This is a genomic window from Oribacterium sp. FC2011, from assembly GCF_000701645.1.
In the GTDB taxonomy this organism is placed as follows: Bacteria; Bacillota; Clostridia; order Lachnospirales; family Lachnospiraceae; genus Oribacterium.
In genome coordinates, this window is the sequence record NZ_JNJM01000005.1 from 154,581 (window position 1) to 179,687 (window position 25,107).

Sequence of the window (25,107 nt, forward strand, 5' to 3'; positions counted from 1 at the left end):
GATGCTGTCCCATTGAATTTTTATCCAATCGGACATACATCCTATATTTTATCTTATCATCTCAGTATAAGCAAGGAACAGGGGTCCAACACCTTTGGCATCATTCTTTACAACAGGCTCTGAGAGATAGTATCCAACTGATCCATCTCTATGACCCTTTCCTCCGAGACCTGCAACAAGACATATTCCTGTCACACATGGTGTGCCGTCCTCGTTTTTTGAAAGTCTCTTATCAAGAAGTCCGTAAAACGCTTTCTCACCCATACTTCTGTACTTTTCAGGTAAAAATCCAAGTCTTACGCCCTTAAGTACAGCTGCACTTATAAGTGCAGTTCCCGAAGTTTCCAGATAATTTCCTTCTGCTTCCGGAAGAGCTATGAGCTGATAGAAAAGTCCGCTTTCATCCTGGTATCGTGAAAGAGCCTCTGTCAGATCCACAAGCATCTTTTTAAGGTGTTCTTTCTCTTTCTCCAAATCTGTATCTTCCAGGATTTCCAATACATCTACAAGACTCATGATAAACCAGCCTTCTGCTCTCAACCAGAAATTGGGACTGCAACCGGTTACGGGATCTGCCCAGTACATCTCCCTTGACTCATCATATCCGTGATAGTATAGTCCTGTTTTTTCATCACGCATATACTTTTCAACATTACAGAACTGACTATAAGTATCTTTAATGTTTTTTGAATCATTATAACGTTTCTCGTACTCAACGTAGAAAGGCTGTGCCATGTAGAGTCCGTCCAGCCATACCTGATTCGGATAGATATTTTTATGCCAGAAATTCCCCTCTTTTGTTCTTGGCATCTTATCTATCTGTGATCTCACAAGTTTTATGGCTTTAAGATACTTTTCTTTTCCGGTGATATCATAAAGCCTGAAAAGATTTTTGGCCGGATTTATATTGTCGAGATTTTTTTCTTCAGGATCATAGTTTCTGATACTGCCGTCTTCATTTACAAATCCGCTTATGAATTCATCCGCAAATCTGAGATACTTCTCCTGCTCCGTTATCTCGTAAAGCCGTAAGATACCTGTTATCATACAGCCATCTATATAATTCCATCTATTCTCTTTACCACTTCGGATCACTTCGAGATTCCAGGCAGGATGCCCGGAATCCGAATGAGCCATAAGGTAATCCACGTAATCATTAAGAAATCTTTCCGTGTCTTCTCTCCCACCGGTGAGGTGGTGTGTATTTGTCATGATTTTCTCCTGTTATACTCTAATTACCGATTTATCCCTTAACAGATCCTGCAGTCACACCATCGATAAACTGATCCTGAGCCAGGAAGAATACAACCAGTGAAGGAATGATGGATATGAGTGAAAGTGCAAGGATTCTGTTCCATGAGAATCCGGTATCAGCATCCATAGACATCTTTACGAAGATGGCTGCAGGATAACGCTTCGGAGTTGAAACGTAGAGCAAAGGTCCCATAAAGTCATTTGATGACCACATGAACTGGAACAATGCTGCTGAAGTCATAGCCGGCTTAAGTACCGGAACGATTACGTGCCAGAGAGTTCCAAGTGCTGTACATCCATCGATCTTTGCTGCCTCATCAAGCTCTCTCGGTACATTACGAAGGAACTGAATGAGCATGAATACGAAGTATGTATCCTGAGCAAATACTGAAGGAACAATAAGAGGAAGGTATAAAGGTGAATCTACCCAACCCCAGCCGTTGTACATGATGAACTGAGGAACATTAAGTACTACGTTTGGAAGGAACAAGGTTGCCATCAAAAGTGCAAAGAGCATATCATGTCCCTTAAACTTAAATCTGGCAAAACCATAAGCTGTAAGTGTGCAGGAAGCAATAGTAAGAACAACCTTAGGGATAACGATCTTGTAGGTATTTAACATTGACTTCCAAATGTCGATATCTCCGCCGTAACCATTCATAGCATTTTTATAGCCCTCGAATGTAGGCTGCTTGGGAATAAATCCAATGCTTGAGAATATCTCTGAATTTGTCTTGAAGGATGCACCGATCATCCAAACCAGCGGGTAGATCATAAGAATGCCCACCAGAACGAGTACGACATATTTACATATCGTTGCTATCTGTCTTTTTCTTTCGAGTGTCATTGCTTAGTCCTCCGAATCAGAATAATATACCCAGTGCTTCTGGCTGTACTGTAAAATCGCTGTGAATATCATAAGGATAATGAACAGAACCCATGCCTGTGAGCTTGCAAGTCCCATTGCATATTTCTTAAATGCGTTGTTATAAATAAGCAGTGATACAAGTGTTGTTGCACCTCTCGGACCACCTGCTGTAATGATGTAAGGTCCATTAAATTCCTGGAATGCCTGAACCAACTGAGTAACAAGGTTATAGAAGATAACCGGTGTGATCATCGGAACTGTGATGGTGAAGAACTGTCTCCACTTACCTGCTCCGTCAAGAGAAGCTGCTTCGTAAAGATCAGGAGAAACACCCTTTAATGCTGCAAGGAAGATAACCATGGTTGAACCGAACTGCCATACACGTAAGAGACAGATGATGAAAAGAGCTGCAGTTTTGTTGGATAACCAGTGCGGACCTTCTACTCCGAATATTCCAAGAAGCATATTGACGATTCCATCATCCTTGAAGATCGCTTTCCAGAGAACTGCGATGGCAACTGATGATCCAAGAATCGAAGGAATATAATAGACTGTTCTGAACATCTTAACTCCCTTGATCTTGAAGTTAAGAATGTATGCTACAAATAATGCGAATACCAGCTTAAGCGGTACTGTCATAAATGCATACTTAAATGTGATAAGAAAACCTTCCTGTATCTTTTTGTTTGTAAAAACATCAAGATAGTTAAAAATTCCCCATTTTGAAATTCCCTCAAAAAGAGAATAATCGCTGAAACTGTAAACCAGTGATGAAAGGAATGGGTATCCTTTGAAAACAAGAAATCCTACTAACCATGGAAAAATGAAGATAAAGCCTTTATTTTCTTTCCAGAAGTTATTCGGAGCGGTATTTGTTTTTGAATCTGACATTTTATCTACTCCTCTAGAAGGTACCGTTTTTCACCGGCTTACCTTGAATGAAACTTTTGATGAATTTGTGAATTTTGAAATAAGAATCGGGCCTCAGAAATTTAGCCAAGGCCCGATCTGACCCACATCTGAAATGTGGTGTTTTTTAACCCTAAATTAGGAGGATCAGGGAAAAAAGCTTTTTTACATTGATATGTCAATGTTTTTCAGGATTACTTACCCTCAACCTCATTGACTGCCTCAATGAGCATCTCAGCAAGATCCTTGGAATCTGCACCGTCGTAAGACATTGTGTCCATAATTTCCTGATATGCACCCTCAGCGCTGTCCTTAAGAGCTGCATCCTCATAGTAAGGAGAAAGCTGGAAAGGAGCATGAGCTGCTGCTGTCTGGTTAGCTTCGTAAGTAAGACCTGCAAGTGCGCCTGTCTCCTCAAGCTTCTTCTGAGCTGCATGTGATGCAGGAACACCTCTCTCAAGTCCGAGAGTCTCTACACCGTCACCGTTGAACATGTACTCCATAAGCTTAGCAGCCTCTTCCTTGTTAGCTGAGTTAGGAGATACTGCAAATCCCATAGAAACCTTGTAAACTGTTGCAGGTGTGCCGTAATCTGCAGGATACTCACCGATAACAAGTTCCTGATCCTGGTCAAGAGCGTCAACAAGCTTCTTGATGGAGCTGTCCCACTCTACAAGACCAGCATAGTGACCATCGATGAAGTTAGGATTCTTATCAAGAGAATCAGCACCGTCACCTGTAAGCTTTTCCTGTGTAGGAATTACATGCTCAGCCTCAAGGCTCTTAAGGAAATCAAAACCATCTGTAAGCTCTTCTACTGTGTAGTTAAGCTTATTGTCAACGATCCACTGCTTGTTGTACTTCTCCTGCATGTAGTATGTAAGAAGGATTGTAAGATCGTAAGTTCCGGCTGCAAGTGGATAGTAATCATCTCCAAGCTTCTCCTTGAAAACAGGACCTGCAGCAAGGATGTCAGCGAAGCTCTTAGGAACTTCAAGGCCAGCCTTCTCAAATGTTGCCTTGTTCCAGTAGAATACTCTTCCGGTTGATGAAACAGGAACACCAAGTACGTGACCGTCAATAGTCATAAGATCGAGAAGTGACTGATCATACTGTGAAAGATCAAAATCTGAAAGTTCCTGAAGATCTACAAATCTTGTTCCATCGGGGCTGAACTGCCATAACCAGTTCCAGTTGATCTGGAAAAGATCCGGCTCTGAATTTCCGGCGATCTGAGTAGCGATCTTATCCTGCCAACCTGACCATGCGCCGTACTCTGACTCGATATTGATGCCCGGATTTGCTGCCATATACTCATCGAGAGCCTTAAGTGTAGCTGTGTGTCTTGAATCACCGCCCCACCATGAAATTCTAAGTGTTGTGCCATTTCCGCCGTCAGCCTTTGCTACTGTCTCAGCTGCTGCCTTTGCTGCTTCTGTTGCTTCAGTAGCTGCAGGTGCATTTTCAGGTGCTGTTGATGAGCCACACGCTGCAAGATTGAGCATCATTGATGCCACCATGCCGCCGGCGAGGAACTTGGTGAATGTTTTTTTCATTTTTGACCTCCTTGGAAACCATTTTAGGTTTCCTATTAAAATTGAGTTTTTAACTCATAGTTAACTGTTATACGCGATATTCAGACTGTCATAGTCCAGTACATCTATAAGTTCAGGACCTGAATCGTCGCAGTCCGATATCTCAACATTTTCAACCACCAGATGTTTTACGTTTCTGGCGTAAATGCTTTTACCCGTCATTTCAGGAAAATCATCCATCATTATGGTCTGACCGGGTTTTCTTGCTTCCTTAGGCAGGAACGAAACCTTTATATTTTTAAAGACTATTCTTTCGATGAATCTCTCGGGAAGCCCGTAAGCCACCAGCATGCACTGATCAGCACCTTTCGCCACGATATTTTCCGCTGTTACGGATCCTATCAAAGGTGTTTTGTCATCAACCGGTCTCGCACCCTGATCCTGTACATACTCGCTGTGACCGTCAGGATCGCAGAAGTAAAACATATTGAAAGTAAAAGGCATATGGACATGATCCATAATTATGTCACGGAAAACTATATTGTCGTAAACAGCATTGGGTCCTCTTCCGCGTCTTGTTTTGATACGAAGTCCTCTGTCCGTTTCTTTAAATATACATCTTGAAACTTCTACATTTTTGACTCCCGCAGCAGCTTCGGAACCTACCGTAACGCTTCCGTGACCTCTTTCCAGGAATGAATTCCTTATAATGAAATGATCTGCAGGCTTGTGATGTTTGTCACTCATGTAATATTTGCCTGATTTTATAGCGACACAGTCGTCACCTACGGATATCCTTGTTCCGAGGATCAGTACGCCATCACAGCTTTCAGGATCAAAACCGTCAGTATTGGGTGAGTCTGAAGGATTCCAGATGTTCAGGTTGTAAAGTGCTATATCATCCGTATAGTAGGGATGAATGGTCCAGCAGGGAGAATTCCTGACTGTCAAGGACTGCATCCTTACGTGTCTGCAATGATTCAGAAATACAGTATTCGGTCTCCAGGCGATTCTTTTTATCTTGGGATCCGTCCACCAGTCACCCTTATCTCCGTTTCCATCGATGATACCCTTGCCAACGATCTCCAGCTCTTCAGCATTAACAGCTGTAATAAGAGATGCGAAGCTGGTTTCGGGATTGCCCTCCCAGCTTGAAAGATTGTACTCATCCTTCTCATCCGTTGTAGGTGTAAGTCCGGGAAGTAAGGGATAATGTTTCCTGTCTGTATCTCCAAGAAGTACAGCCTCATCATCAACCCAGAAAGTCATCCGGCTCTTAAGGAACAGAGGTCTCGAAAGATATACTCCTTTCGAAAGATAAACCGTTCCGTCATCAGGGCAACTGTTTATGGCAGCCTGGATGAAAGCCGTGTCATCCGTTTCTCCGTCTCCGGATGCCCCAAATGCTTTGACATCCAGAAGAACCGACTCATATTCTGTATTGAAGATTTTTTCCGTTTTACCGTTTTCTGTCAGAAGAGTAATCGTATATTCGGTATCCGGTTTAAGGCCATCCACCGTCACAACATTGAGATCTGTCTTCAGCTTCTCTTCTCCGTTTATCAAAATGCTGTATTCCGAAGGAGCATAGCAGATCGTATCATTAAGTAATTCTATTGTTATACTCCGTTTAAAAACGGCAGATATTTGAAAATCCATGCTTCCTCTTTTCAGGGATCATTTCTGATCGCTTTATTTATTTCTCACTGACATATATGATTATATCAGCCGCTTTCATATAAATCTTACAAATACTGACCCAATTTGCCCATAATTATCTTATCGGATACTTTTTTAGTACACAAATCACTATTTATGTCCATTTTAGCAGTTGTTTTTATATATTATAATGTCCTTTTTGATAATAAATGTGTTTTCCACTCATTAATTTATGCGTTCGTTTTGTTTTTTACTTTCGTCGTTTTTAATATAATATGCTTTTTTGTAAGCGTTTTACATCGTCATTAATTACAGACTTTGTTAATTAATAGTCAAATGCATATTTGCACATTTTATTTTCAAGACTTCAAACAGAGTTTATATCACTTTTAGTATCCGATATGATAAAAGTATCCGATTTTGCAAGAATTATGTACAGGTAATCGTCTTATACTATGATACAGGTATCAATAATCGATATTGAATTAATAAAGGAGGTCTATCCTATGATCACAGTTTCCAAATCAGGAGACGGAGACTACACTTCCATTCAGGACGCTGTAAATCATGCCGGTTCCGGTGAAACAATCATAATCAAAGAAGGTATTTATAAAGAAAGAATCGAAATAAAAACTCCCGGTCTTACTTTGATAGGAAGCAATACAGATTTCAGAGAATACATTAAGGAAGATTTCAAAACAAATATCACTGACCCCGAAGATGATTTCCCGTCAAATCGATATATTCCGTCAGACAAAACCATCATTACCTATGGTTTGTACGGAATGATGCCTTCCGGGGACGCAGAGAAACTGGGTACCTTTCGTTCTTATACCATGTTTATAGATGCAAAAAATGTCAGTTTAAAAAATCTTACTGTTGAGAATTCCGCAGGGGCCGGTTCCGACATAGGTCAGGCGATTGCACTTTATGCAGAAGGAGAAGGCATCAACTGCAGCAATATCCGACTTCTGGGGTGGCAGGACACTCTTTTCACTGGTCCTCTCCCACCTAAAGAAATTGAAAAAAACGGATTTATAGGTCCAAAGCAATTTGCGCCAAGGATCAACGGAAGGCAGTATTATACAAACTCATATATCGAAGGAGATATCGACTTCATATTCGGTTCCGCCACTGCTTATTTTGATAACTGCTACATATTCCAGAAGGACAGAACCCCTTATCTTATAGGTAAGTATCTGAAAAATAACGCCGTAAAAATCCCGGGAGTTATACCAAATGACAGACTTATGGAGGAAGCAGGGAAATGTCTCAGCAAAGAAAAATACATTGAATTAAAGTCGCTGATAGATAATGATGAGTCCCGGGAAGCCAAAAGCTATGCCACTGCCGCTTCAACCCCTGAAGGTCAGGACTACGGATATATATTCGATAACTGCCGTTTCGAGTCTGATTGCCCCGTTGGCAGCTGCTACCTGGGAAGACCATGGAGAAATTACGCGAAAGTCCTGATCAGAAATTCCTATCTCGGAAGCCATATACACCCTGACGGTTTCCACAACTGGAATAAACCTGATGCGGAATCCACCGTCAGCTTCCTGGAATACCAGAATTACGGCCCCGGTGCCTCCGATTTGAGAGCTTCATTCGTAAAAGAACTTAACTTCAATGAAATTCAGAAATACAGAAAACAAAAAGTATTGTAAAAAAGAGGGCATCCGTTTTTAAACGGATGCCCTATCTGTTATTGTGATAATTATTTTCCGAAAACAGCCTCGTAATCCTTTACGAACTTATCGATACCGATGTCTGTAAGAGGATGCTTAACCATCTGCATAAGAACCTTGAAAGGAACTGTAGCAATATCAGCACCTGTCTTAGCACAATCAATGATATGCATAGGATGACGAACAGATGCGCAGATAACCTCTGTCTCAATATCAGGATACATCTGGAAGATATCCTCGATATCCTGGATAAGAGTGATTCCGTCTGTAGAAATATCATCAAGACGTCCAAGGAAAGGAGAAACATAAGTAGCACCTGCTCTTGCAGCAAGAAGTGCCTGTGTAGCTGTGAAGATAAGAGTTACATTTGTGTGGATGCCTTCACTTGAAAGAACCTTGACAGCCTTAAGACCTTCCGGAGTCATAGGAATCTTAACAACCATGTTCTTGTGCATCTTGGCAATCTCTCTGCCCTCTGCGATCATCCCCTCAGCTGTAGTTGTGCTTGCCTTAACCTCGCCTGAAATAGGACCATCAACGATCTCTGTGATCTCCTTTAATGTAGCCATGTAATCACGTCCCTCTTTTGCGATAAGAGAAGGATTTGTTGTTACACCGGCGATGATGCCCATGTCATTAGCCTGACGAATCTCATCTACATTTGCGGTATCAATAAAAAATTTCATGTTTTTCCTCCTGGTATATTAGCCAAAACCAAGTACATTTATTCTTGAAACATCATTTCAAATACTTAGTTTATTCCTACCTAATTATTGTATGACTTAGGCGATGAAAGTCAATACTTATGACTCTATGTTACATCACAATTATGCGTTCCATATCCTCATCGATAAGTTCGATATGTCGCTTCATATAAACCTCGGCCACATCAGCATCCCTGTCCATCAGAGCTCTCAGGATTTTCTCGTGTGCCTTAATTCCATTCTCAACATTGTGTTTAATTTTAAAGGTTTGGAAACGGAAATTCATTATCCTTTTACTTACACTCTGATTGATCATTTCCATGACCTCATTTCCGGTCATCTTCATTATCCTGGTATGGAATTCTTCATCAAGAAGTGCCAGCTTTTCGTCATCCATCACAGCCGCATATTCGATAAAATCATTATGAATCTTTTCGAGAGCCTTCAGGTCCTTGTCAGAAGCCCTTTCTGCCGCCATCCTTGCCGCCGCAGGCTCAAGGATATTTCTGAACTCCACATAATCCTGAATACGGCCTCTGTTCCTGGTGAACCAGCTTGCAAGGGCATCCTCATTATTCTGGGATTTTTTTACTATAAACGCACCCTTACCGGGATTTATGGAAATGTAGCCTTCCGCTTCCAGATTTCTGAAAGCCTCTCTTACTGTACCTCTGCCGACAGACAGCTTTTCACAGACTTCCTTTTCCGTAGCCAGCTTGTCTCCTATTTTTGCCTCATCAGACAATAAATACTTTTTTAGTTCATTTATCGTTTTTTGTGTTGCCGATAATTTTTTCATATAAATCTCCATTCCGTCGAATTTGTCTGACGGCACAAATAATTGTGAAAAGTATTCTTTACACCACCCTGTTTTTCGTTGATGCAGCCTCAAACTTTGGTTTATATTGTAACACATCCTTTTCCATTAAATCATCTTGTATAACAATTTCTTTGTCAGGAAATCTGTAATGGGGGCTTCTAACAAAAAAGGTTCAACTCCGGCAAGTCCGTGCCTGGGTTGAACCTTTTTGAAAATCCGATATTAATTAATATCAATGTCTCCTTGGGATGACTTCTCCCTGCTCAAGTATGTCACCGTTTCTGTAAGCTGCAAGAAGCTCTTCAAGATCGGAAATCTGCCTCTTAAGCTCTCTGCCGTTGTCGGTTGCGCCTACTCTTACTCTTGTCTTCATCTGCTCCACAATCTGGATTTCAGGTGTATTCTCGGCGCCTTTCTGGAAGCCCTTATGCTTAGCCAGGGCCAGATGACGGGAATTAAAAATAAGTGTGTAGCCTGCGATACCGGTTCTGGAATGATATGCCTTTGAGATACCTCCATCAATAATAAACAGCTTACCATTTGCCTTGATAGGTGACTCTCCAAGCTTTGTCTTAACCGGAACATGACCGTTAACTATGTGTCCGACAGAAGCGTCAACACCAAATTCCTCGAAGATCTTGTCTACATACTTCTCTTCTTTTGCAAAGTCATAGTAGACATTAAATCTTTCTTTATGAGTCGCAGGATCTTCAATGAAGCAATGCTCAAATGTTGTTATCTTGTCTTTTCCGAAAAGAGGAGAATTGGGGCCGCACCACATGTACCAGAAAAAGTCTGTAGCATAGAGTTTACCCTGAGGATCGTTTTCTCCGTTAAGAAAATAAGCATCGATAGCCTTGTCATTAAAGTAATCAAGAAGCGCCTTTCCAGAGAAGGTTCCGTCAGGTGTCTTTATCTTTGTGAAGCTGCCGTCCTTTTCCATAGGTATACAGCCATGGTAAAGGATGTTGTTATTTACAACCTTATACATTGATCCGTTTGTAAAGAAGAAACGGATGTGTTTCTGAAGAAGCTGAGAATGAGTAAAGCTGTAGATAAGAGTCTTCATCAAAGTCTCTTCTCTCTCTGTGAGCTTATAAGGATTCTTAGGATCGATGGTAGGGAAATTCTTGTCCTTAAGCGGATAAACCTTTCCGTCAATGTTCACGGTTCCCTTTGCATAATCCACCTTCTCCAGAAGAAGTCTGTGCTCCAGATGGTATTCCGGATGTCTCTTTATAAGAAGACCTTCCTCCTTGAGCATGATAATGGATATGGCCTTACACATCTTTGCCGCGAGAGCCGGTGAAACCGAGTCGGAAACATTGGAATCCAGAAGATGTGGCTGGAAGCATTCGCATGGATCATCCCCGTAAACTTCCTCCGCATACATGGAAAGAGGTCTCAGATTTATTCCGTAGCCATCCTCAAGCACGTCAAAGGAATTGTAGGAAGTGGCGATGCGGAGAACATTGGCAATACATGCAGGGTTTCCGCAGACAGCTCCCATCCAGTCAGCATCATGATTGCCCCACTGGATATCCACATCGTGGAAGCTCATGAGCTCCTCCATGATACGGTCGGCGTGAGGACCTCTGTCGAAAACATCTCCGATTATATGAAGATTATCGATAACGAGATTCTGTATAAGCTCACAAAGGGCGATAATGAAATCATCCCCCATGCCGGTGTCGATGATGGCATTCATGATCTCGCGGAGGTAATCCTTTTTATCCTCATCATGATTGTCGATATGCAGAAGCTCATCGATGGCATAAGCATAGCTCTGGGGCATCTTCTTACGAACCTTGGAACGGGTGAACTTTGATGAAACCACGCGGCAAATATTTATAAGCCTGTTTATGGTTATGCGATTCCACTCGGGAGTCTCCTTTTCTTTATGTTTAGGGCTTGAAAGAATGTCTCTCGGATAGTAAATAAGATTTGCAAGCTCAAGCTGCTCCTCCTCAGGAAGAAGATTTCCGAAGGTCTCATCAATCTTATCTCTTACGATACCGGATGCGGAACGCATAAGGTAGATAAATGCCTCACTCTCACCATGAAGGTCAGAAAAGAAATACTCTGTGCCCTTAGGCAAAGCACATATAGCACGGAGATTAATGATCTCCGCACCTGCTGCAGTCGCAGTGGGAAACTGTTTCGCTAAAAGTTTTAAATAATCAAGATCACGCATAATTACTCCCTAAATACCGGGTCTTCACCCTATGTCTTCTAGTTACTTCCTGAAAATTTGAAACGACTGAAGGACTACCTTATCGGGTTATCCTCAACAAACATGAATTAATTATATAGACGAAGTAAAAAATTTACTATACAAAATCACTATGTATTTAAAAATAAACGCGATATTTTTGATATATATTTAACAAAAGCAAAAGCGGATGGACACCTTTTGCAGCATCCATCCGCCCGTATGTTTTTTAAATTAATTTGAAGGAGCCACAACCGAAGGATCAACCTCCTTGCGGTTAAGTATCTCCATGAACTCGGCTCCTGTGATAGTCTCCTTCTCGTAAAGGAACTTTGTAATCTCATGAAGCTTATTCATATTGTCCTTAAGAAGCTGCATAGCCTTGTCATGCTGCTCCTTCACAAGATCAACAGTCATCTTATCAATCCTGGTCTGGGTTTCCGGTGAACAGGTAAGCGACGCGTCACCGCCGAGATACTGATTCTGAAGCTGCTCCATGGCAACCATACCGATCTCGTCAGACATACCATAGCGTGTGATCATTGCACGGGCATACTTTGTAGCCTGCTCGATATCATTGCTTGCACCGGTAGTGCAGGTATGGAAGATCAGCTCCTCAGCACATCTTCCGCCTGTAAGTGTTGCGATCTTGTTCTCAAGCTCTTCCTTTGAGTAAAGGTAGTGATTTCCCTCTTCCTCAACCTGCATGGTGTAGCCCAGAGCACCTGATGTTCTCGGGATAATGGTGATCTTCTGCACAGGCGCGCTGTTCTTCTGAAGAGCCGCTACAAGAGCATGTCCCACCTCATGATATGAAACGATAAGCTTTTCCTTATCCGTCATTACCTTATTTTTCTTCTGGTAACCGGCTATAACCACTTCTATGGACTCTTCGAGGTCTGACTGGATAACTCTCTCGCGTCCTGCTCTTACAGCCCTTAATGCAGATTCATTGATAATGTTGGCAAGTTCCGCACCGCTGGCACCCGCTGCGGCTTTTGCAATGGCTTCGAGATTAACATTTTCCGCCATCTTGATATCCCTTGCATGAACCTTCAGGATATCCACTCTTCCCTGGAAATCAGGAAGCTCGACAGGAACACGTCTGTCAAAACGACCCGGTCTCAGAAGTGCGGGATCGAGAGAATCCGGCTGGTTTGTTGCTGCAAGAATAATGATGGCCTTTGAAGAATCGAAACCGTCCATCTCAGTAAGGAGCTGGTTCAGGGTCTGCTCACGCTCATCATTACCGCCTATGGCTCCGCCGCCTCTCTTTTTACCTATGGCATCGATCTCATCGATAAAAATGATACAAGGCGCTTTTTTCTTTGCCTGGTCAAAAAGATCTCTGACCTTGGCGGCACCCATACCTACGAACATCTCTACAAATTCAGAACCCGAAATGGAGAAGAAAGGAACATTTGCTTCTCCTGCCACAGCCTTTGCAAGAAGTGTCTTACCTGTTCCCGGAGGACCCACAAGAAGCGCACCCTTTGGAATATGTGCACCTATCTCAGTATACTTGTCAGGCTCCTTAAGATAGTCAACCATCTCATTAAGAAGCTCCTTGGCCTCATCCTCACCTGCAACATCCCTGAAGGTTACCTTGTTGTCACCATTGGCTTCATATTCTCTGGCATTGGACTTTCCAAAGCCTCCGAACATTCCGCCGCCTCCCATGGAACCCATGCTTGAGGCCATTTTTCTGGAAAGCCAGTTTCCGAGGGCCCAGAAGATCAGGATGGGGAAAATCCAGCTTAAAAGGAAGCTGATTATTGGGCTTGTCTCAACAGGTATCTCTTCGTTGAAATTGACATTCTGGGAGAATAGAGCATCCAGCACATATGCCTCTGTGTACTCGTTCTTGATTCTACCCGTGCGGCAGGTAAGATTCTTACCGTTGTAATCGACTACATAATATATAGTGTCATCAGTGAATTTAACGTCTGTAATAGCCTTGTTCTCAACAGCATTTTTAAACTCCGTATAGGTCGTATCCTTCACCGATCGCGTCATAATTGACGGGAACACGAAGGTGTTCAGCAAAAGAATGATCACCAGGGCGACAAAATAATAGAACACAAGCGGCTTTCTGTTTCGAGGCTTATAGCTGTTCCCACCGTTCTGGTTTTGGTTATTTTTATTGAACTGATTGAAAAAATCATTGAAATTGTCAAATCCGTTGTCATTTGGGTTTTTGTTCCCGGAATAGTTTTCATTAGCAAGATTGAGCTGTGACTTACCCATCCTGCCTCTGAAAACATTAAAGATATTTATCATACAATGTCCTTTCTGCTACTCTTCGTTGAATTGAAAATACTTTTCAATTTAATGATTGTTGATTATATATATCAAATGTGTATTCGTTGTGAACAGTTAAAAAACTTCCGAAGATTCAAATCTCCGGAAGTTTTCTGGTTTGATTATTTCATCGTTTTCTTCAAAAGTTCACACAGCTCATCAACTGCTTCTTCTTTTCCTTCTTTAATGTCTTCAACAACGCAGGACTTGATATGTGAACTTAAGAGTTCTTTGTTAAAGGAATTGAGAGAAGCCTGGACTGAACTCACCTGGATAAGAATATCCGGACAATACCTGTTGTCCTCGATCATCTTTTTTATGCCGCAGATCTGGCCTTCTATACGATTAAGTCTAGTAGTCAGCGCCTTGATCTGCTCAGGTGTTCTGTTCTTATGTCTTACATTCTCTCCGTCACAACAAGCAGGCATGTCATCCACCTTACTTCACGATAGAAACGAACTCAAAGTCGTGATCCTCAACAGCCTTCTTTATGACTGCCTCGTCAACTTCCTTTGAAAGCTCGATAACCGCTGTTCCGCTGTCATGTGAAACTACTGCAGAAGTAACTCCGTCAAGAGCCTCCAGAGCCTTCTTAACTGTTGCCTCACAATGTCCGCACATCATTCCCTTGATATTAACTGTTTCTGTCATGATTTCATTCTCCTTTATTGATTCTTCATTTGTATCCAACTCAACTTCCTTTTCCGCAGAAGCTGTAGTTTTTCTTTTTATCATCTTATCCTTTGATGCATCAAATACATCGAAAAGGTTAAGTCTCAAAGCATTCATACATACCGTAAAGCTGGAAATGCTCATGGCGGCAGCTCCCACCATAGGATTCATTTCAAAATTCCAGCCGAAAAGCGCAGAGTAAAATCCTGCCGCAAGAGGTATGCAGATAACATTGTAAAAAAATGCCCAGAACAGGTTCTGATGGATATTCCTTATGGTTGCCCTGCCAAGTCTTATGGAGGCAGCCACATCCGTAAGCTTTGACTTCATGATCACCACATCGGCAGCATCAATGGCTACATCAGCTCCCGCCCCTATGGCTACACCAAGGTCCGCTCTTGTTAATGCCGGCGCATCATTGATTCCGTCACCCACCATGGCAACCTTGCCTTTTTTCTGAAGTTCACGGATAACCGCTTCCTTACCGTCCGGAAGAACTCCGGCTATAACGTGATCAACTCCTGCCTGCTCTGCGATTGCATGGGCGGTTTTTTCATTGTCACCGGTGATCATGTAAACCTCGATGCCCATGCCTTTAAGCTCTTTTATGGCTTTTTCGGAATCCTCTTTGATGGTATCAGAAACAGCGATCATGCCCAGAAGCTTACTGTCCTGAGAAAAGAAAAGCGGTGTCTTTCCCTTTTCCGAAAGCTCATCGGACTTTCTTTCAATTGTATCAGAAGCTCCGAATTTATCCATCATGAACTTGCCGGAGCCTCCGAATATTTCGTGACCGTCAAGCTTTGCCGTTATGCCGTTTCCAGGTAATGCCCGGAAATCGCTAACCTCCGGAATATGGATATGATTAACATTAGCATAGCTCATAACTGCCTTTGCCAGAGGGTGTTCTGATTTCTGTTCCAGGGAAGCCGCAAGACTCAGAAGTTCTTCCTTTTTTACGCCTTCCTCCGGTATTATATCTGTTACCACAGGCTCACCCTTTGTGATGGTTCCGGTTTTATCAAGAGCAACTATTTCGATGCGTCCGGACTGTTCCTGGGAAGCGGCGGTTTTATAAAGGATACCGTTTTTTGCTCCCATACCGTTACCAACCATGATGGCCACAGGTGTTGCAAGTCCCAATGCACAAGGGCATGAAATAACCAGCACAGCAACTGCTCTCGGAATGGAGAACTCGACTCCCTTTCCCATGAAAAGCCAGATAAATAATGTAAGCACTGAAACGATAATTACGAAAGGCACAAACACTGACGCTACCTGATCCGCAATTCTTGCAATAGGAGCCTTTGTTGCAGCAGCATCCGATACCATATTTATGATCTGGGATAATGTTGTATCCTTTCCAACTCTCGTAGCCCTTGCCTTTACATAACCTGACTGATTTATGGTTCCGGCAGAAACCATATCCCCTAAAGTTTTATCAACCGGTATGGATTCTCCCGTAAGGGCTGACTCATTTACTGAAGTTTCTCCTTCTTCTATGATTCCGTCCACGGGGATATTCTCTCCGGGTCTTACAACAAACAGGTCTCCGGTTTTAACCTCGGCAATAGGAACTTCAATATCTTTCCCGTCCCTGTAAAGAACCGCAGTTTTTGGTGACAGCTTCATAAGACTTTTAAGCGCGTCTGTTGTATGTCCCTTGGACATTGCCTCCAGGAGTTTCCCTACGGTTATAAGCGTAGGTATCATAGCAGCTGTTTCAAAGTACAGGTTGTGAGCCAGATGATGAACTGTTTCCATTTCGCCTCTGCCCATGGCGTTTATCATGATATAAAGCGACACAAGTGAATAAGCAAAGGAGGCTGAGGATCCCAAAGCGATAAGCGCATCCATATTGGGGGAGCCGTCAAAAAGCGTCCTGAAGCCGTCTATGAAAAACTTCCGATTTATATACATCACAACTATTGCGATGAGCATCTGGGTCAATGCATTGGCCGCAGGATTTTCAAGAAAGGCGGGAACCGGGAATCCTGCCATGTTGTGTCCCATGGAGAGGTACATAAGTGTCAGGAGCAGTACCGCAGATCTGAGTAGGCGATTTTTCAATACCGGTGTTTCATGGTCTTTTAATGCTTCTTCCTGGGCCTTGAGGCTGTCTTCGTAGGTATTTTCCTCTGTCTTCTGTGCGCCTTTAACCGAAGCTCCGTAGCCGGCTTCTTCAACGGCTTTTATGATTTCACAGGCTTCTGCAGTGCCGTCGACCATTAGTGTGTTGGTCAGCAGTGAGACGTTTGCTTCTTTTACACCCGGGACTTTTTTCGCGGCTTTCTCTACTCTTGCCTGGCATGCGGCACAGCTCATGCCGGTTACTATATATTGTTCCATCTCGTCCTCCGTGATGATCTGAAATCTATATACCCCCACCCCCTATCTTGAGGTGTGAGCTAAATATACCACCCGGGGGTATGTTAGTCAATACCTGTTTTTTTAAAATGGGACAGAAAATGCAGGGGATGTGCGACGGCCCCTGCATTTTCTTCACGTATTGGCTAAAAGTACTTATTTACGCATTATTTATCAGAGATAAAAAATCTTTGACGTTCGCGGCTGCGTCACCAGCGTAAATGGCGGAGCCGGCAACGATGACGTTGGCGCCGGCTTTGACGATGTCCTGTACGTTTTCTTTTTTTATGCCGCCGTCGACTTCGAGGTCGGCGGAAGAGCCGGTGTCTTCAAGCATCTTTCTTACGGCTTTTATTCTGTCAAAGCTTTCGGGAATAAGCTTCTGGCCGCCGAAACCGGGTTCTACCGTCATGAGAAGGATCATTTCAACTTTATCGAGATATGGTTTCAGTGTAGATACATCTGTACCGGGTTTGATGGAAATTCCTGCGTGCTTTCCGAGGCTGTGAATCTTGTCAATAACAGCCATGGGATCCTCGGCAGCTTCCAGATGGAAGGTTATGCCGTCAGCTCCGGAAGCGGCTATTTCTTCAATATATCTTATAGGATCCACAATCATAAGGTGTACATCAAAAAAGATATCGCATGCGCTTCTGGCACTTTTTATAACCGGCATTCCAAGTGATATGGACTTTACAAATACACCGTCCATAACATCTACATGAAGGTATTCTGCTCCTGCTTCCTTTACATCAACAATCTGCTGTCCCAGATTTTTGAAATCCGCAGACAGGATAGAAGGACTCAAAATTCTCATTTCTAAATACTCCTCGATCATATTATTTTAATAACTCTTATTTGAATTATACATCTTTAAACAGCAATAAGAATAGTATTAGTTAATTCTGATATAAAACAGCCGGAGCCGGCGGGCATTCATTTGAATGCCCGCCGGCTCCGGCATACGTATAAAAAGATCAGCCCTGGCCGTAGTATGCGTTAGCACCATGCTTACGGAAATAATGCTTATCCATAAGCTCCTGAGGTGCCGGCTTTACATCCTTATTGATGAGTTCAGTCCAGAATGCCATCTTAGCAACTTCCTCTGCAACAGCTGAATTATGAACTGCCTCGTGAGCATCCTTACCCCAGCTGAATACACCGTGGTAGTTGCAAAGTACTACAGGAACAGCTACAGGATCCTTTTCCATGCGCCGGAATTCAGATACGATAAGTTTTCCTGTGTTAACTTCGTAAGCTGTATCTATCTCTTCTTTTGTAAGACATCTTACGCAAGGAATCTCTTCATAGATATAGTCGCAGTGTGTTGTTCCATAGCATGGAATGCTGCGTCCTGCCTGTGCCCAGGCTGTAGCATAAGGTGAATGAGTATGAACGATGCCTCCGATATCCTTGAATGCCTTATAAATCTCTACATGTGTAGCGGTATCAGATGAAGGGTTAAGCTTTCCTTCAACCTTATTGCCCTCAAGGTCAACAACTACCATGTCATCAGGAGTCATGTCATCATATTCTACTCCACTTGGCTTGATAACAAAAAGTCCTGACTCACGGTCGATCTCACTTACATTACCCCAGGTAAATGTAACAAGCTTGTACTTTGGAAGAAGAATATTTGCCTCGTAAACCTTTTTCTTAAGTTCCTCTAACATTAAAAAACCTCCTAATTATTAATAATATTCCTGACCACGATTATCATCGCGGTAGCACACAGTTTTTAGCATCTGAAAAGAATACTTTCAGATTCCATCTTATATTATAATGCAGCCGTTATTGAAAGCGCTACTGCTACACCCAGTGCAAAAAGCAATATTCCAACAATAAGTTGTATTGGTTTTGCATTATTTTCCCTGATCTGATGACTTTTTTCATCATAGAACAGTGTGATCTTATCTCCTATGGGAAATGTTTTCTCATACTCTGAATTCACATGCAGACACATAATGTTTTCATTTCTGTTCATTTCATATTTCACCACAGGATAATAAATAATTTTATCTCCTCTTAAGATCTTAGTTGACTTGGATATCTGTCTTTTATAAGTATCAATTATTTCAGCTTCAAGGGATTTAAGTCCCATACGGGAAATACTTACATAATTGTAAATAAGGCAGACACCGGCTCCCATAAATAACAAGCCAAGACTTCCCATGGCATATATTTCATTACCCTGGTTTGTCCATAGAGCTATAAGTATAGTAAGTGCTCCTCCAAGCATTACGGCGACAGGATGAAATACAGAACTCTCATCCGCATCATTGATTACGAAATTTCCTAAATCCGATGTTTTCGTCAGGCGCACCTGCTGTCCCACAGCATATTCCGTCGGAGTCTTTATTGCGTGTATTTCTTTATTTCCTGTTTTGGGATTTACATATTCAATCGTAGTATTGAAGTAATTGAAGACTTCCCGGTCTTTCTTGTCCTTCTTGACAACGTGCTCACAGCGCACCACAAGCCCTGCTACAGATCCATGCCTGTGACTTGTGAGCCAGTTTCTCACCTGACCTGAACCCAGAAGAAAAATCACAATTCCCGGAATATATAAAAAATACTGTGTGAAATCCTGCATTACGCCTCCAACCATCACTTAACTACAATTACTTCCATTCCTAATCCCCTAAGCCTTTCAAGGATCTCTGGATCTGACATGTCATCCGTTATCAATGTTACCGGCTGCTCATATATGAAGCTTCCATACAGGCTGCTTCTTTCTGAACCGTGCATAAGTTTGGTATGATCTGCAAGAATATAGAAAGACTGCTTAGTCCGGCTTATCATGGCTTCATTGATACCTATCTCGGTAGGTATGTCATACCTGAACTCACCATTATCATATACAGCGGCACAGCCCACAAAGGTTTTGTCCACAGACATGTCCAGAAGATTTCTCATAACGTAATCTCCCACCATAGCCTTGCCTCTGACCTGTCCGCCGGTAATGTGTATGGAAACATTCTCAGGATACTGTTCTTCAAATATCCATCCGTTATTTGTTATTGCAGTGATATGTTTGTCATTTACAAATTTAAGTATTCCCAAAGCCGTTTTACTGGCATTGATAAAGATAGTGTCTCCATCTTCAAGAAGACTTGAAGCATATTGAGATATCTTATTACGATAAACTGCTATCTCAGGAGTAATCAATTTTGTATATCTGCTTCTTTCAAGAGACATGGCACCTCCATGTGTCCTGAAAAGCATCTGCCTGTCCTCCAGATACTGGAGGTCTCTTCTGACTGTCATGGCAGATATACCGTATAGCTCAACCAGATCCTCTACCTTTATCTCACCCCGCTGGTTAACAGCTTTCAGGATATTCAGTTGTCGCTCCTCAACACTTTTTCGCGTATTCTTCATTAGTAATCTCCAAGAGCATTTTTTTAGTAAATAGGGTAGAGTCGTTTAACACAAATGGTACTGATGCATCGACTCGGAAAACACACTTAGTATATACGGAAATACTGATTAATTACCGTCCTTAAGTATGAGCTTGTATATCACTTCCGCAACTGCAGAATTGTTGTTGTCATTTTCTGTTACCATATCGGCCACATCTTTTAGTTTTTGTGTTGCATTTTTTGTAGCTACACCTATCCCTGCCTGTTCCAGCATGGGAATATCATTTTCTTCATCTCCGACTGCTATGGAATGTCTCTTATCTATTCCAAGAACCTCCATAACCTTGTCAATTCCTGTTCCCTTATTCTGTCCGGATATCACGATCTCAAGCAGCGTACTGTGAGAAAGGAATGCATCGATCCGGCCATCGGATATACACTTTAGTCTGGCACCAAACTCTTCAAGTCTCTCTTTTGAGGATTGATCCACACCACTTATCTTATATGAATAAACATCACTTAGATCATCATCGGGTATGAGCTTATATTTTAAACCCGGAAGACGGCCTATATAGTATCTGAGATCATCATCTTCCCAATGGGACTCACAAAGTACATCCCATTCGTCAAACATATGGATATGCACCTTCTCTTTTACAGCTTCGGAAGATACCATTTGGATAAGTTCTGGAGATAAAGTAGATTTATACAGAATCTTTTTAGTAAGAGGCTCATAAAGGAGACCTCCGTTAAAAGCAAGAACGTAACATCCCTCTCTTTCAAGGGACAGCTCCCTGATGATCCCGGTCACTCCAAAGAGAGGACGACCGGTATTGATGATAACCTTATGCCCTTTGGAGCTCATCAGATCTATGGCATTTTTGTTATCCTCGCTTATTCTTTTTTGATCATCCACAAGAGTTCCGTCAATGTCAAGAAACAATACTTTTTTGTCCATAGCCGTTCTCTTTTATCTTTATATGGAATAACAGCGAAACTCGTATATTTTGAATTTCGCTGTTATCAAAGACTTTGTTATCTTAATGTAAGAATCAGTCAAGCAGTTCTCTCTCTTGAAGTGCTGCCTCGATTTCCTTATCTGACATTACATTCTTAAGAGGAATAAGAACAGTTCCGTTTTCTTCGATGCCTGCGAAAGTGTTCACAAAGGTCTTCGCGCAGAATACAATGTCATAGTTTCTGGCTGCTGACTTTCCCTCGGAAATAGGTGCATGACGAAGTTCAGCAACCTTGATTCCATTACGTGTAAGAACTTTCTTTATAGCATTCTCCATCATAAGTGATGAACCTGCTCCGTTTGCACAACATGCAAGAATTTTCTTATTATCTAATTTCTTAGCCATTTAATAGCCTCCTTTGAGAATATGGGAGTGACACACCCCTTTAAAGCATATGTCACTCCTTTGTATCTTTTTAATTATTTGTAATTTTTACCTGTAGCGTTCTTCTTAGCTATATGCTCCTTGTATGCCTCGTAATCCTCTGTGATAAGGAAGTATCCTTCAGGATCCTGAAGATACTCAAGCTGAGGAAGAGCAAAGAGGATAATAGCAACGATAGCGATACCTGCATAAGGGATAAATTTAATGATAACTGTGAATAAAGGCCATACAGTATCCCAGTCGAACATTCCAAGATATCCGCCGTATGCTGCCATTCCTACCCATCCTGAGATGAGAGCTGCGCCAAATACCTGGATAAGACCTGAAAGGAATGGTATTACAAGACAAGCCTTAAGTCCGCCCTTTTCGTTGGCAACAAGTCCGATTGTGGCATTATCAAAGAATACAGGAACGAATCCGCAGATGATAATGGTCGGGCTATGGAATACGATAAGAAGTACGATAGCAATGATCTGACCTGTAAGACCTGCAAGGAAACCAAATGTAACAGCGTTTGAATCACCAAATCCATAGCAAACTGCACAGTCAACACCAGGAACTGATGCAGGAAGAAGCTTATCAGCGATACCCTGGAAAGAAGCTGTAAGCTCTGTTACGAATGTACGAACACCGAGCTGAAGTATAGCAAGGTTAACTGCGAACTTGAGTGATGTATCAACGATATAGAAACCAAAGTTATAATCAGGCTTGATTGTTTCTTTTCCAACGAAGAAATCCTTACCGATGACTATCATGATGATTCCAAAGAATACAGTCATGAGGATTGCAGTACATACCATGTTCTCATTGAAGATTGAGAAGAAACCAGGCATCTCCATCTCGCCAACTTTCTTAACTTCTCTCTTCTTCTTTCCGCCATCTGTTCCGAAAAGCTTGTCAGCAAGGATATAAGCAAGACGGATACCGAACATCTGCTGATGAGCGATTGCAAAGCCTGCACCATCTGTAAGTTCCTGCATAGGCTTAACTGTAAGGTTTGAACCAACTGCCCAGTAGGAGCCAAGGATGATAGACATAATAACAAGGATTGCCACATCATTATCTCTAAGTGCCTCAGGAAGTGCGAAGAGAATAAGCCAGAATGCAGTAGCAGCCTGCTGTACCTGAACGTGACCTGTTGTAAAAAGTGAACGGCACTTTGTGATCTTGTTGAATCGTACAAGCAAGATGTTTACGATAAACGCAACCAAAAGAAGTGTAAGAACCTGTGAAAACTCCTTTTGGAATACTTCTTTAACACCTGCATCTACGGCATTCTGTCCGTAGTAAGGATCGATAACTGCTGCGTTAAGATTGAAACGCTCTTTCAAACCTGCAAGGATAGGTCTGAAGTTACTTGTCAGTCCGCCGGAACCTACATTAAGGATCTGGAAACCAACGATTGCTTTGATTGTACCTCCGAGTGTCTCATACCACTTTTTGCCCATAAGGCAATAACCAATAAGTGTAAGAAAGCCTACCATGTAAGGAGCCTGTCTTAAGATATAGGTCGTGAAAAATTTCCAAATTTCCACAAGAATAGACATTTATTTTTTCCTCCATTTAATAAATAAACAATATTTAACTTTTATTCTTCGCAAGGATACTTCTTAGCTGCTTCAAGAATATCCTCAGGAGATGTTGCTTTGGCAAGTGCATCGATAAGCGGCTCGTTTAAGAAAATCTCTGTGAGCTGTGAAATATTGTCCAGATGCTCATCAGGATTTGTGGAAGAAAGTGTGAAGAAAACATTGGCTTCCTTCTTCTCTCCGTCCTCATCTACGCCGAAATCGATAAGCTTCTTTGATGCCATAAAACCTATGCCGGTCTTTAATGCACCGGTTGCATTTTCCTGAGTATGAGGCATAGCGATGTTATGCTCAAATACTACATATGGTCCATACTTCTCGATGCATGCAACGATCTGCTTGTAATAATCCTCAGATACAGTGCCTGACTTAATCATTGGAAGTGTTGACAGTCTGACAGCTTCCTGCCATGTGACGCCCTCTCCATCGATGAAACTGTAGTTGCCGGTTTCAACAATTTTTTCTAAAACTCCCATATGTTTCCCCTTTCATTTACAGACATGATCTGAATGGAATATTCTGTGGATGCTCGAAGCAATCCTCGAATCCTCTGCGGTGGTGGTAGTAGATCTTATCCTTATCCTGAGGATATACATACTTTCCGCCTACCTGCCAGAAGAACGGATGGAACTTGTACTCATTACGATCCTTCTTGAAATCGTAAAGAACCTTGATCTCTTCGCAGTCAGCCTGGAAGTTTGTCCATACATCCCAGTGGATAGGAATAACAACCTTGCACTGAAGGTTCTCAGCCATTCTCAGTACATCAACAGATGTCATCTTATCCTGCATACCGATAGGATTCTCTCCGAATGAGCCGAATGCTACATCAATGTCATGATCCTTACCATGCTTAGCAAAGTAGATTGAGAAGTGTGAATCACCTGAATGATAAATGTTTCCACCCGGAGTCTTAACAAGATAGTTAACTGCCTTCTCATCCATATCTGTAGGGCACTTTCCTGTAAGCTCTTCTCTGTCCTCTCCGGTTGAATCTGTTGTTACGATACAGGTTCTGTCAAAGCTGTCGAGACATACGATCTCGATATCCTTGATCTTGATCACATCACCCGGCTTAACAACCTTACATCTCTCAACAGGTACTCCCCACTTAACCCAGGTATCAACTGACTTCTGTGGTCCGATGAAAGGAACAGGAATCTCTTTTCCGTTCTCATCTGTTGTTGTCATTCCTGAATTGATAACATGTGCTGCCCACTCAGCTGACATATGATCCTGATGATAATGTGTTGCAAGAACTGCATCAACCTGCTTGAAAGCGAACGGATCGATCACGAACGGAACATTTCTCAAATTAGGCTGCATCTTACGTCCGCCGCACATATTTGCCATCTGGTGACCAACGGCCATCTTGCCGTTTCCATGGGTTCTCTTTCCGTTGCCGCACCACAAATCAATAGTAAGATTTGCGCCGCCCGGAGTCTTGAACCAGATTCCGGTACAACCAAGCCACCACATAGCAACCTGACCTTCGGGAACAACCTCATTCTCGATATCCTCGACCAACCATGTTCCCCACTCAGGGAATGTGCTATTGATCCAGCTCTCTCGTGTCATTTCTGAAATCTTGCTCATCAAAGATTTCCTCCTTTTTATAGATTCATTAAAATAACTCAATGCGCCTTTATGAAAACATTAACAGAATAATGTGAATTACGCAATAACTAATTGTTTGCTTTTATGTTCGTTATTTTTCTGTATTTTCCCTCTTTCCACCCTATAAGTCTCGTCAAATGGCGGTTT

Annotated in this window: 21 protein-coding genes; 1 reads left to right on the forward strand and 20 read right to left on the reverse strand. The window is 42.2% G+C overall.

The features are described 5' to 3' along the window. Positions 1–48: 48 nt before the first annotated feature. The 5 genes from T357_RS0105750 to T357_RS0105770 form a co-directional block, all read right to left on the reverse strand. Positions 49–1,212, reverse strand: a complete 1,164-nt coding sequence (locus T357_RS0105750) for a glycoside hydrolase family 88/105 protein (protein ID WP_044916239.1) — start codon at positions 1,210–1,212, stop codon at positions 49–51. 31 nt (positions 1,213–1,243) lie between these two features. Then, positions 1,244–2,101 carry a carbohydrate ABC transporter permease gene (locus T357_RS0105755; RefSeq protein WP_031549668.1) on the reverse strand — a complete coding sequence of 286 codons (858 nt, stop codon included), beginning with the start codon at positions 2,099–2,101 and terminating at the stop codon, positions 1,244–1,246. 3 nt (positions 2,102–2,104) lie between these two features. Continuing rightward, positions 2,105–3,013, reverse strand: coding sequence for a carbohydrate ABC transporter permease (locus T357_RS0105760; RefSeq protein WP_031549669.1), 909 nt, complete (start codon positions 3,011–3,013; stop codon positions 2,105–2,107). Between the two features lie 212 nt (positions 3,014–3,225). Next, complete coding sequence (locus T357_RS0105765) at positions 3,226–4,587, reverse strand: ABC transporter substrate-binding protein (protein WP_031549670.1); 1,362 nt, start codon at positions 4,585–4,587, stop codon at positions 3,226–3,228. A 60-nt stretch (positions 4,588–4,647) separates the two neighbouring features. After that, positions 4,648–6,225, reverse strand: a complete 1,578-nt coding sequence (locus T357_RS0105770) for a glycoside hydrolase family 28 protein (RefSeq protein ID WP_031549672.1) — start codon at positions 6,223–6,225, stop codon at positions 4,648–4,650. Between the two features lie 506 nt (positions 6,226–6,731). Between T357_RS0105770 and T357_RS19060 the strand changes: the two genes are divergently transcribed. Next, a complete protein-coding gene (locus T357_RS19060) occupies positions 6,732–7,892 on the forward strand; it encodes a pectinesterase family protein (protein WP_049962301.1) in 1,161 nt (386 codons plus the stop codon). 50 nt (positions 7,893–7,942) lie between these two features. Here the strand turns inward: T357_RS19060 and fsa are convergent, their stop codons facing one another. The 15 genes from fsa to ulaG all read right to left on the reverse strand — a co-directional run bounded on the left by fsa (position 7,943) and on the right by ulaG (position 24,939). After that, a complete protein-coding gene (fsa, locus tag T357_RS0105780) occupies positions 7,943–8,599 on the reverse strand; it encodes a fructose-6-phosphate aldolase (RefSeq protein ID WP_031549676.1) in 657 nt (218 codons plus the stop codon). A gap of 130 nt (positions 8,600–8,729) precedes the next feature. After that, positions 8,730–9,416, reverse strand: coding sequence for a FadR/GntR family transcriptional regulator (locus tag T357_RS0105785; RefSeq protein ID WP_031549678.1), 687 nt, complete (start codon positions 9,414–9,416; stop codon positions 8,730–8,732). A 253-nt stretch (positions 9,417–9,669) separates the two neighbouring features. Next, a complete protein-coding gene (locus T357_RS0105790) occupies positions 9,670–11,634 on the reverse strand; it encodes a fructose-bisphosphatase class III (protein ID WP_031549680.1) in 1,965 nt (654 codons plus the stop codon). Positions 11,635–11,883: 249 nt separating this feature from the next. Then, the gene (gene ftsH / locus T357_RS0105795; RefSeq protein ID WP_044916289.1) at positions 11,884–13,896 is read right to left on the reverse strand and encodes an ATP-dependent zinc metalloprotease FtsH; all 2,013 of its coding nucleotides are present in this window, start codon (positions 13,894–13,896) and stop codon (positions 11,884–11,886) included. 176 nt (positions 13,897–14,072) lie between these two features. Then, positions 14,073–14,378, reverse strand: a complete 306-nt coding sequence (locus T357_RS0105800; protein ID WP_031549684.1) for a metal-sensing transcriptional repressor — start codon at positions 14,376–14,378, stop codon at positions 14,073–14,075. A 10-nt stretch (positions 14,379–14,388) separates the two neighbouring features. Next, positions 14,389–16,971, reverse strand: a complete 2,583-nt coding sequence (locus T357_RS0105805; RefSeq protein WP_031549686.1) for a heavy metal translocating P-type ATPase — start codon at positions 16,969–16,971, stop codon at positions 14,389–14,391. 178 nt (positions 16,972–17,149) lie between these two features. Beyond that, positions 17,150–17,806, reverse strand: coding sequence for a ribulose-phosphate 3-epimerase (gene rpe / locus T357_RS0105810; protein WP_031549688.1), 657 nt, complete (start codon positions 17,804–17,806; stop codon positions 17,150–17,152). A gap of 160 nt (positions 17,807–17,966) precedes the next feature. After that, positions 17,967–18,662: an L-ribulose-5-phosphate 4-epimerase gene (locus T357_RS0105815; RefSeq protein ID WP_031549689.1), complete on the reverse strand. Its 696-nt coding sequence runs from the start codon at positions 18,660–18,662 to the stop codon at positions 17,967–17,969. 104 nt (positions 18,663–18,766) lie between these two features. After that, complete coding sequence (locus tag T357_RS0105820) at positions 18,767–19,582, reverse strand: DUF3592 domain-containing protein (RefSeq protein ID WP_031549691.1); 816 nt, start codon at positions 19,580–19,582, stop codon at positions 18,767–18,769. A gap of 14 nt (positions 19,583–19,596) precedes the next feature. Further along, positions 19,597–20,370, reverse strand: a complete 774-nt coding sequence (locus T357_RS0105825; protein WP_031549693.1) for a DeoR/GlpR family DNA-binding transcription regulator — start codon at positions 20,368–20,370, stop codon at positions 19,597–19,599. Between the two features lie 108 nt (positions 20,371–20,478). Then, positions 20,479–21,309 (reverse strand): HAD family hydrolase, encoded by an 831-nt coding sequence (locus T357_RS0105830; RefSeq protein ID WP_031549695.1) that lies wholly within the window; start codon positions 21,307–21,309, stop codon positions 20,479–20,481. A gap of 94 nt (positions 21,310–21,403) precedes the next feature. After that, positions 21,404–21,715, reverse strand: a complete 312-nt coding sequence (locus T357_RS0105835) for a PTS sugar transporter subunit IIB (RefSeq protein ID WP_031549697.1) — start codon at positions 21,713–21,715, stop codon at positions 21,404–21,406. 74 nt (positions 21,716–21,789) lie between these two features. Continuing rightward, positions 21,790–23,301 (reverse strand): PTS ascorbate transporter subunit IIC, encoded by a 1,512-nt coding sequence (locus T357_RS0105840; protein ID WP_031549700.1) that lies wholly within the window; start codon positions 23,299–23,301, stop codon positions 21,790–21,792. A gap of 41 nt (positions 23,302–23,342) precedes the next feature. Continuing rightward, positions 23,343–23,819, reverse strand: a complete 477-nt coding sequence (locus T357_RS0105845; protein ID WP_031549702.1) for a PTS sugar transporter subunit IIA — start codon at positions 23,817–23,819, stop codon at positions 23,343–23,345. A 16-nt stretch (positions 23,820–23,835) separates the two neighbouring features. Beyond that, a complete protein-coding gene (gene ulaG / locus T357_RS0105850; protein ID WP_031549704.1) occupies positions 23,836–24,939 on the reverse strand; it encodes an L-ascorbate 6-phosphate lactonase in 1,104 nt (367 codons plus the stop codon). Positions 24,940–25,107: the final 168 nt, after the last annotated feature.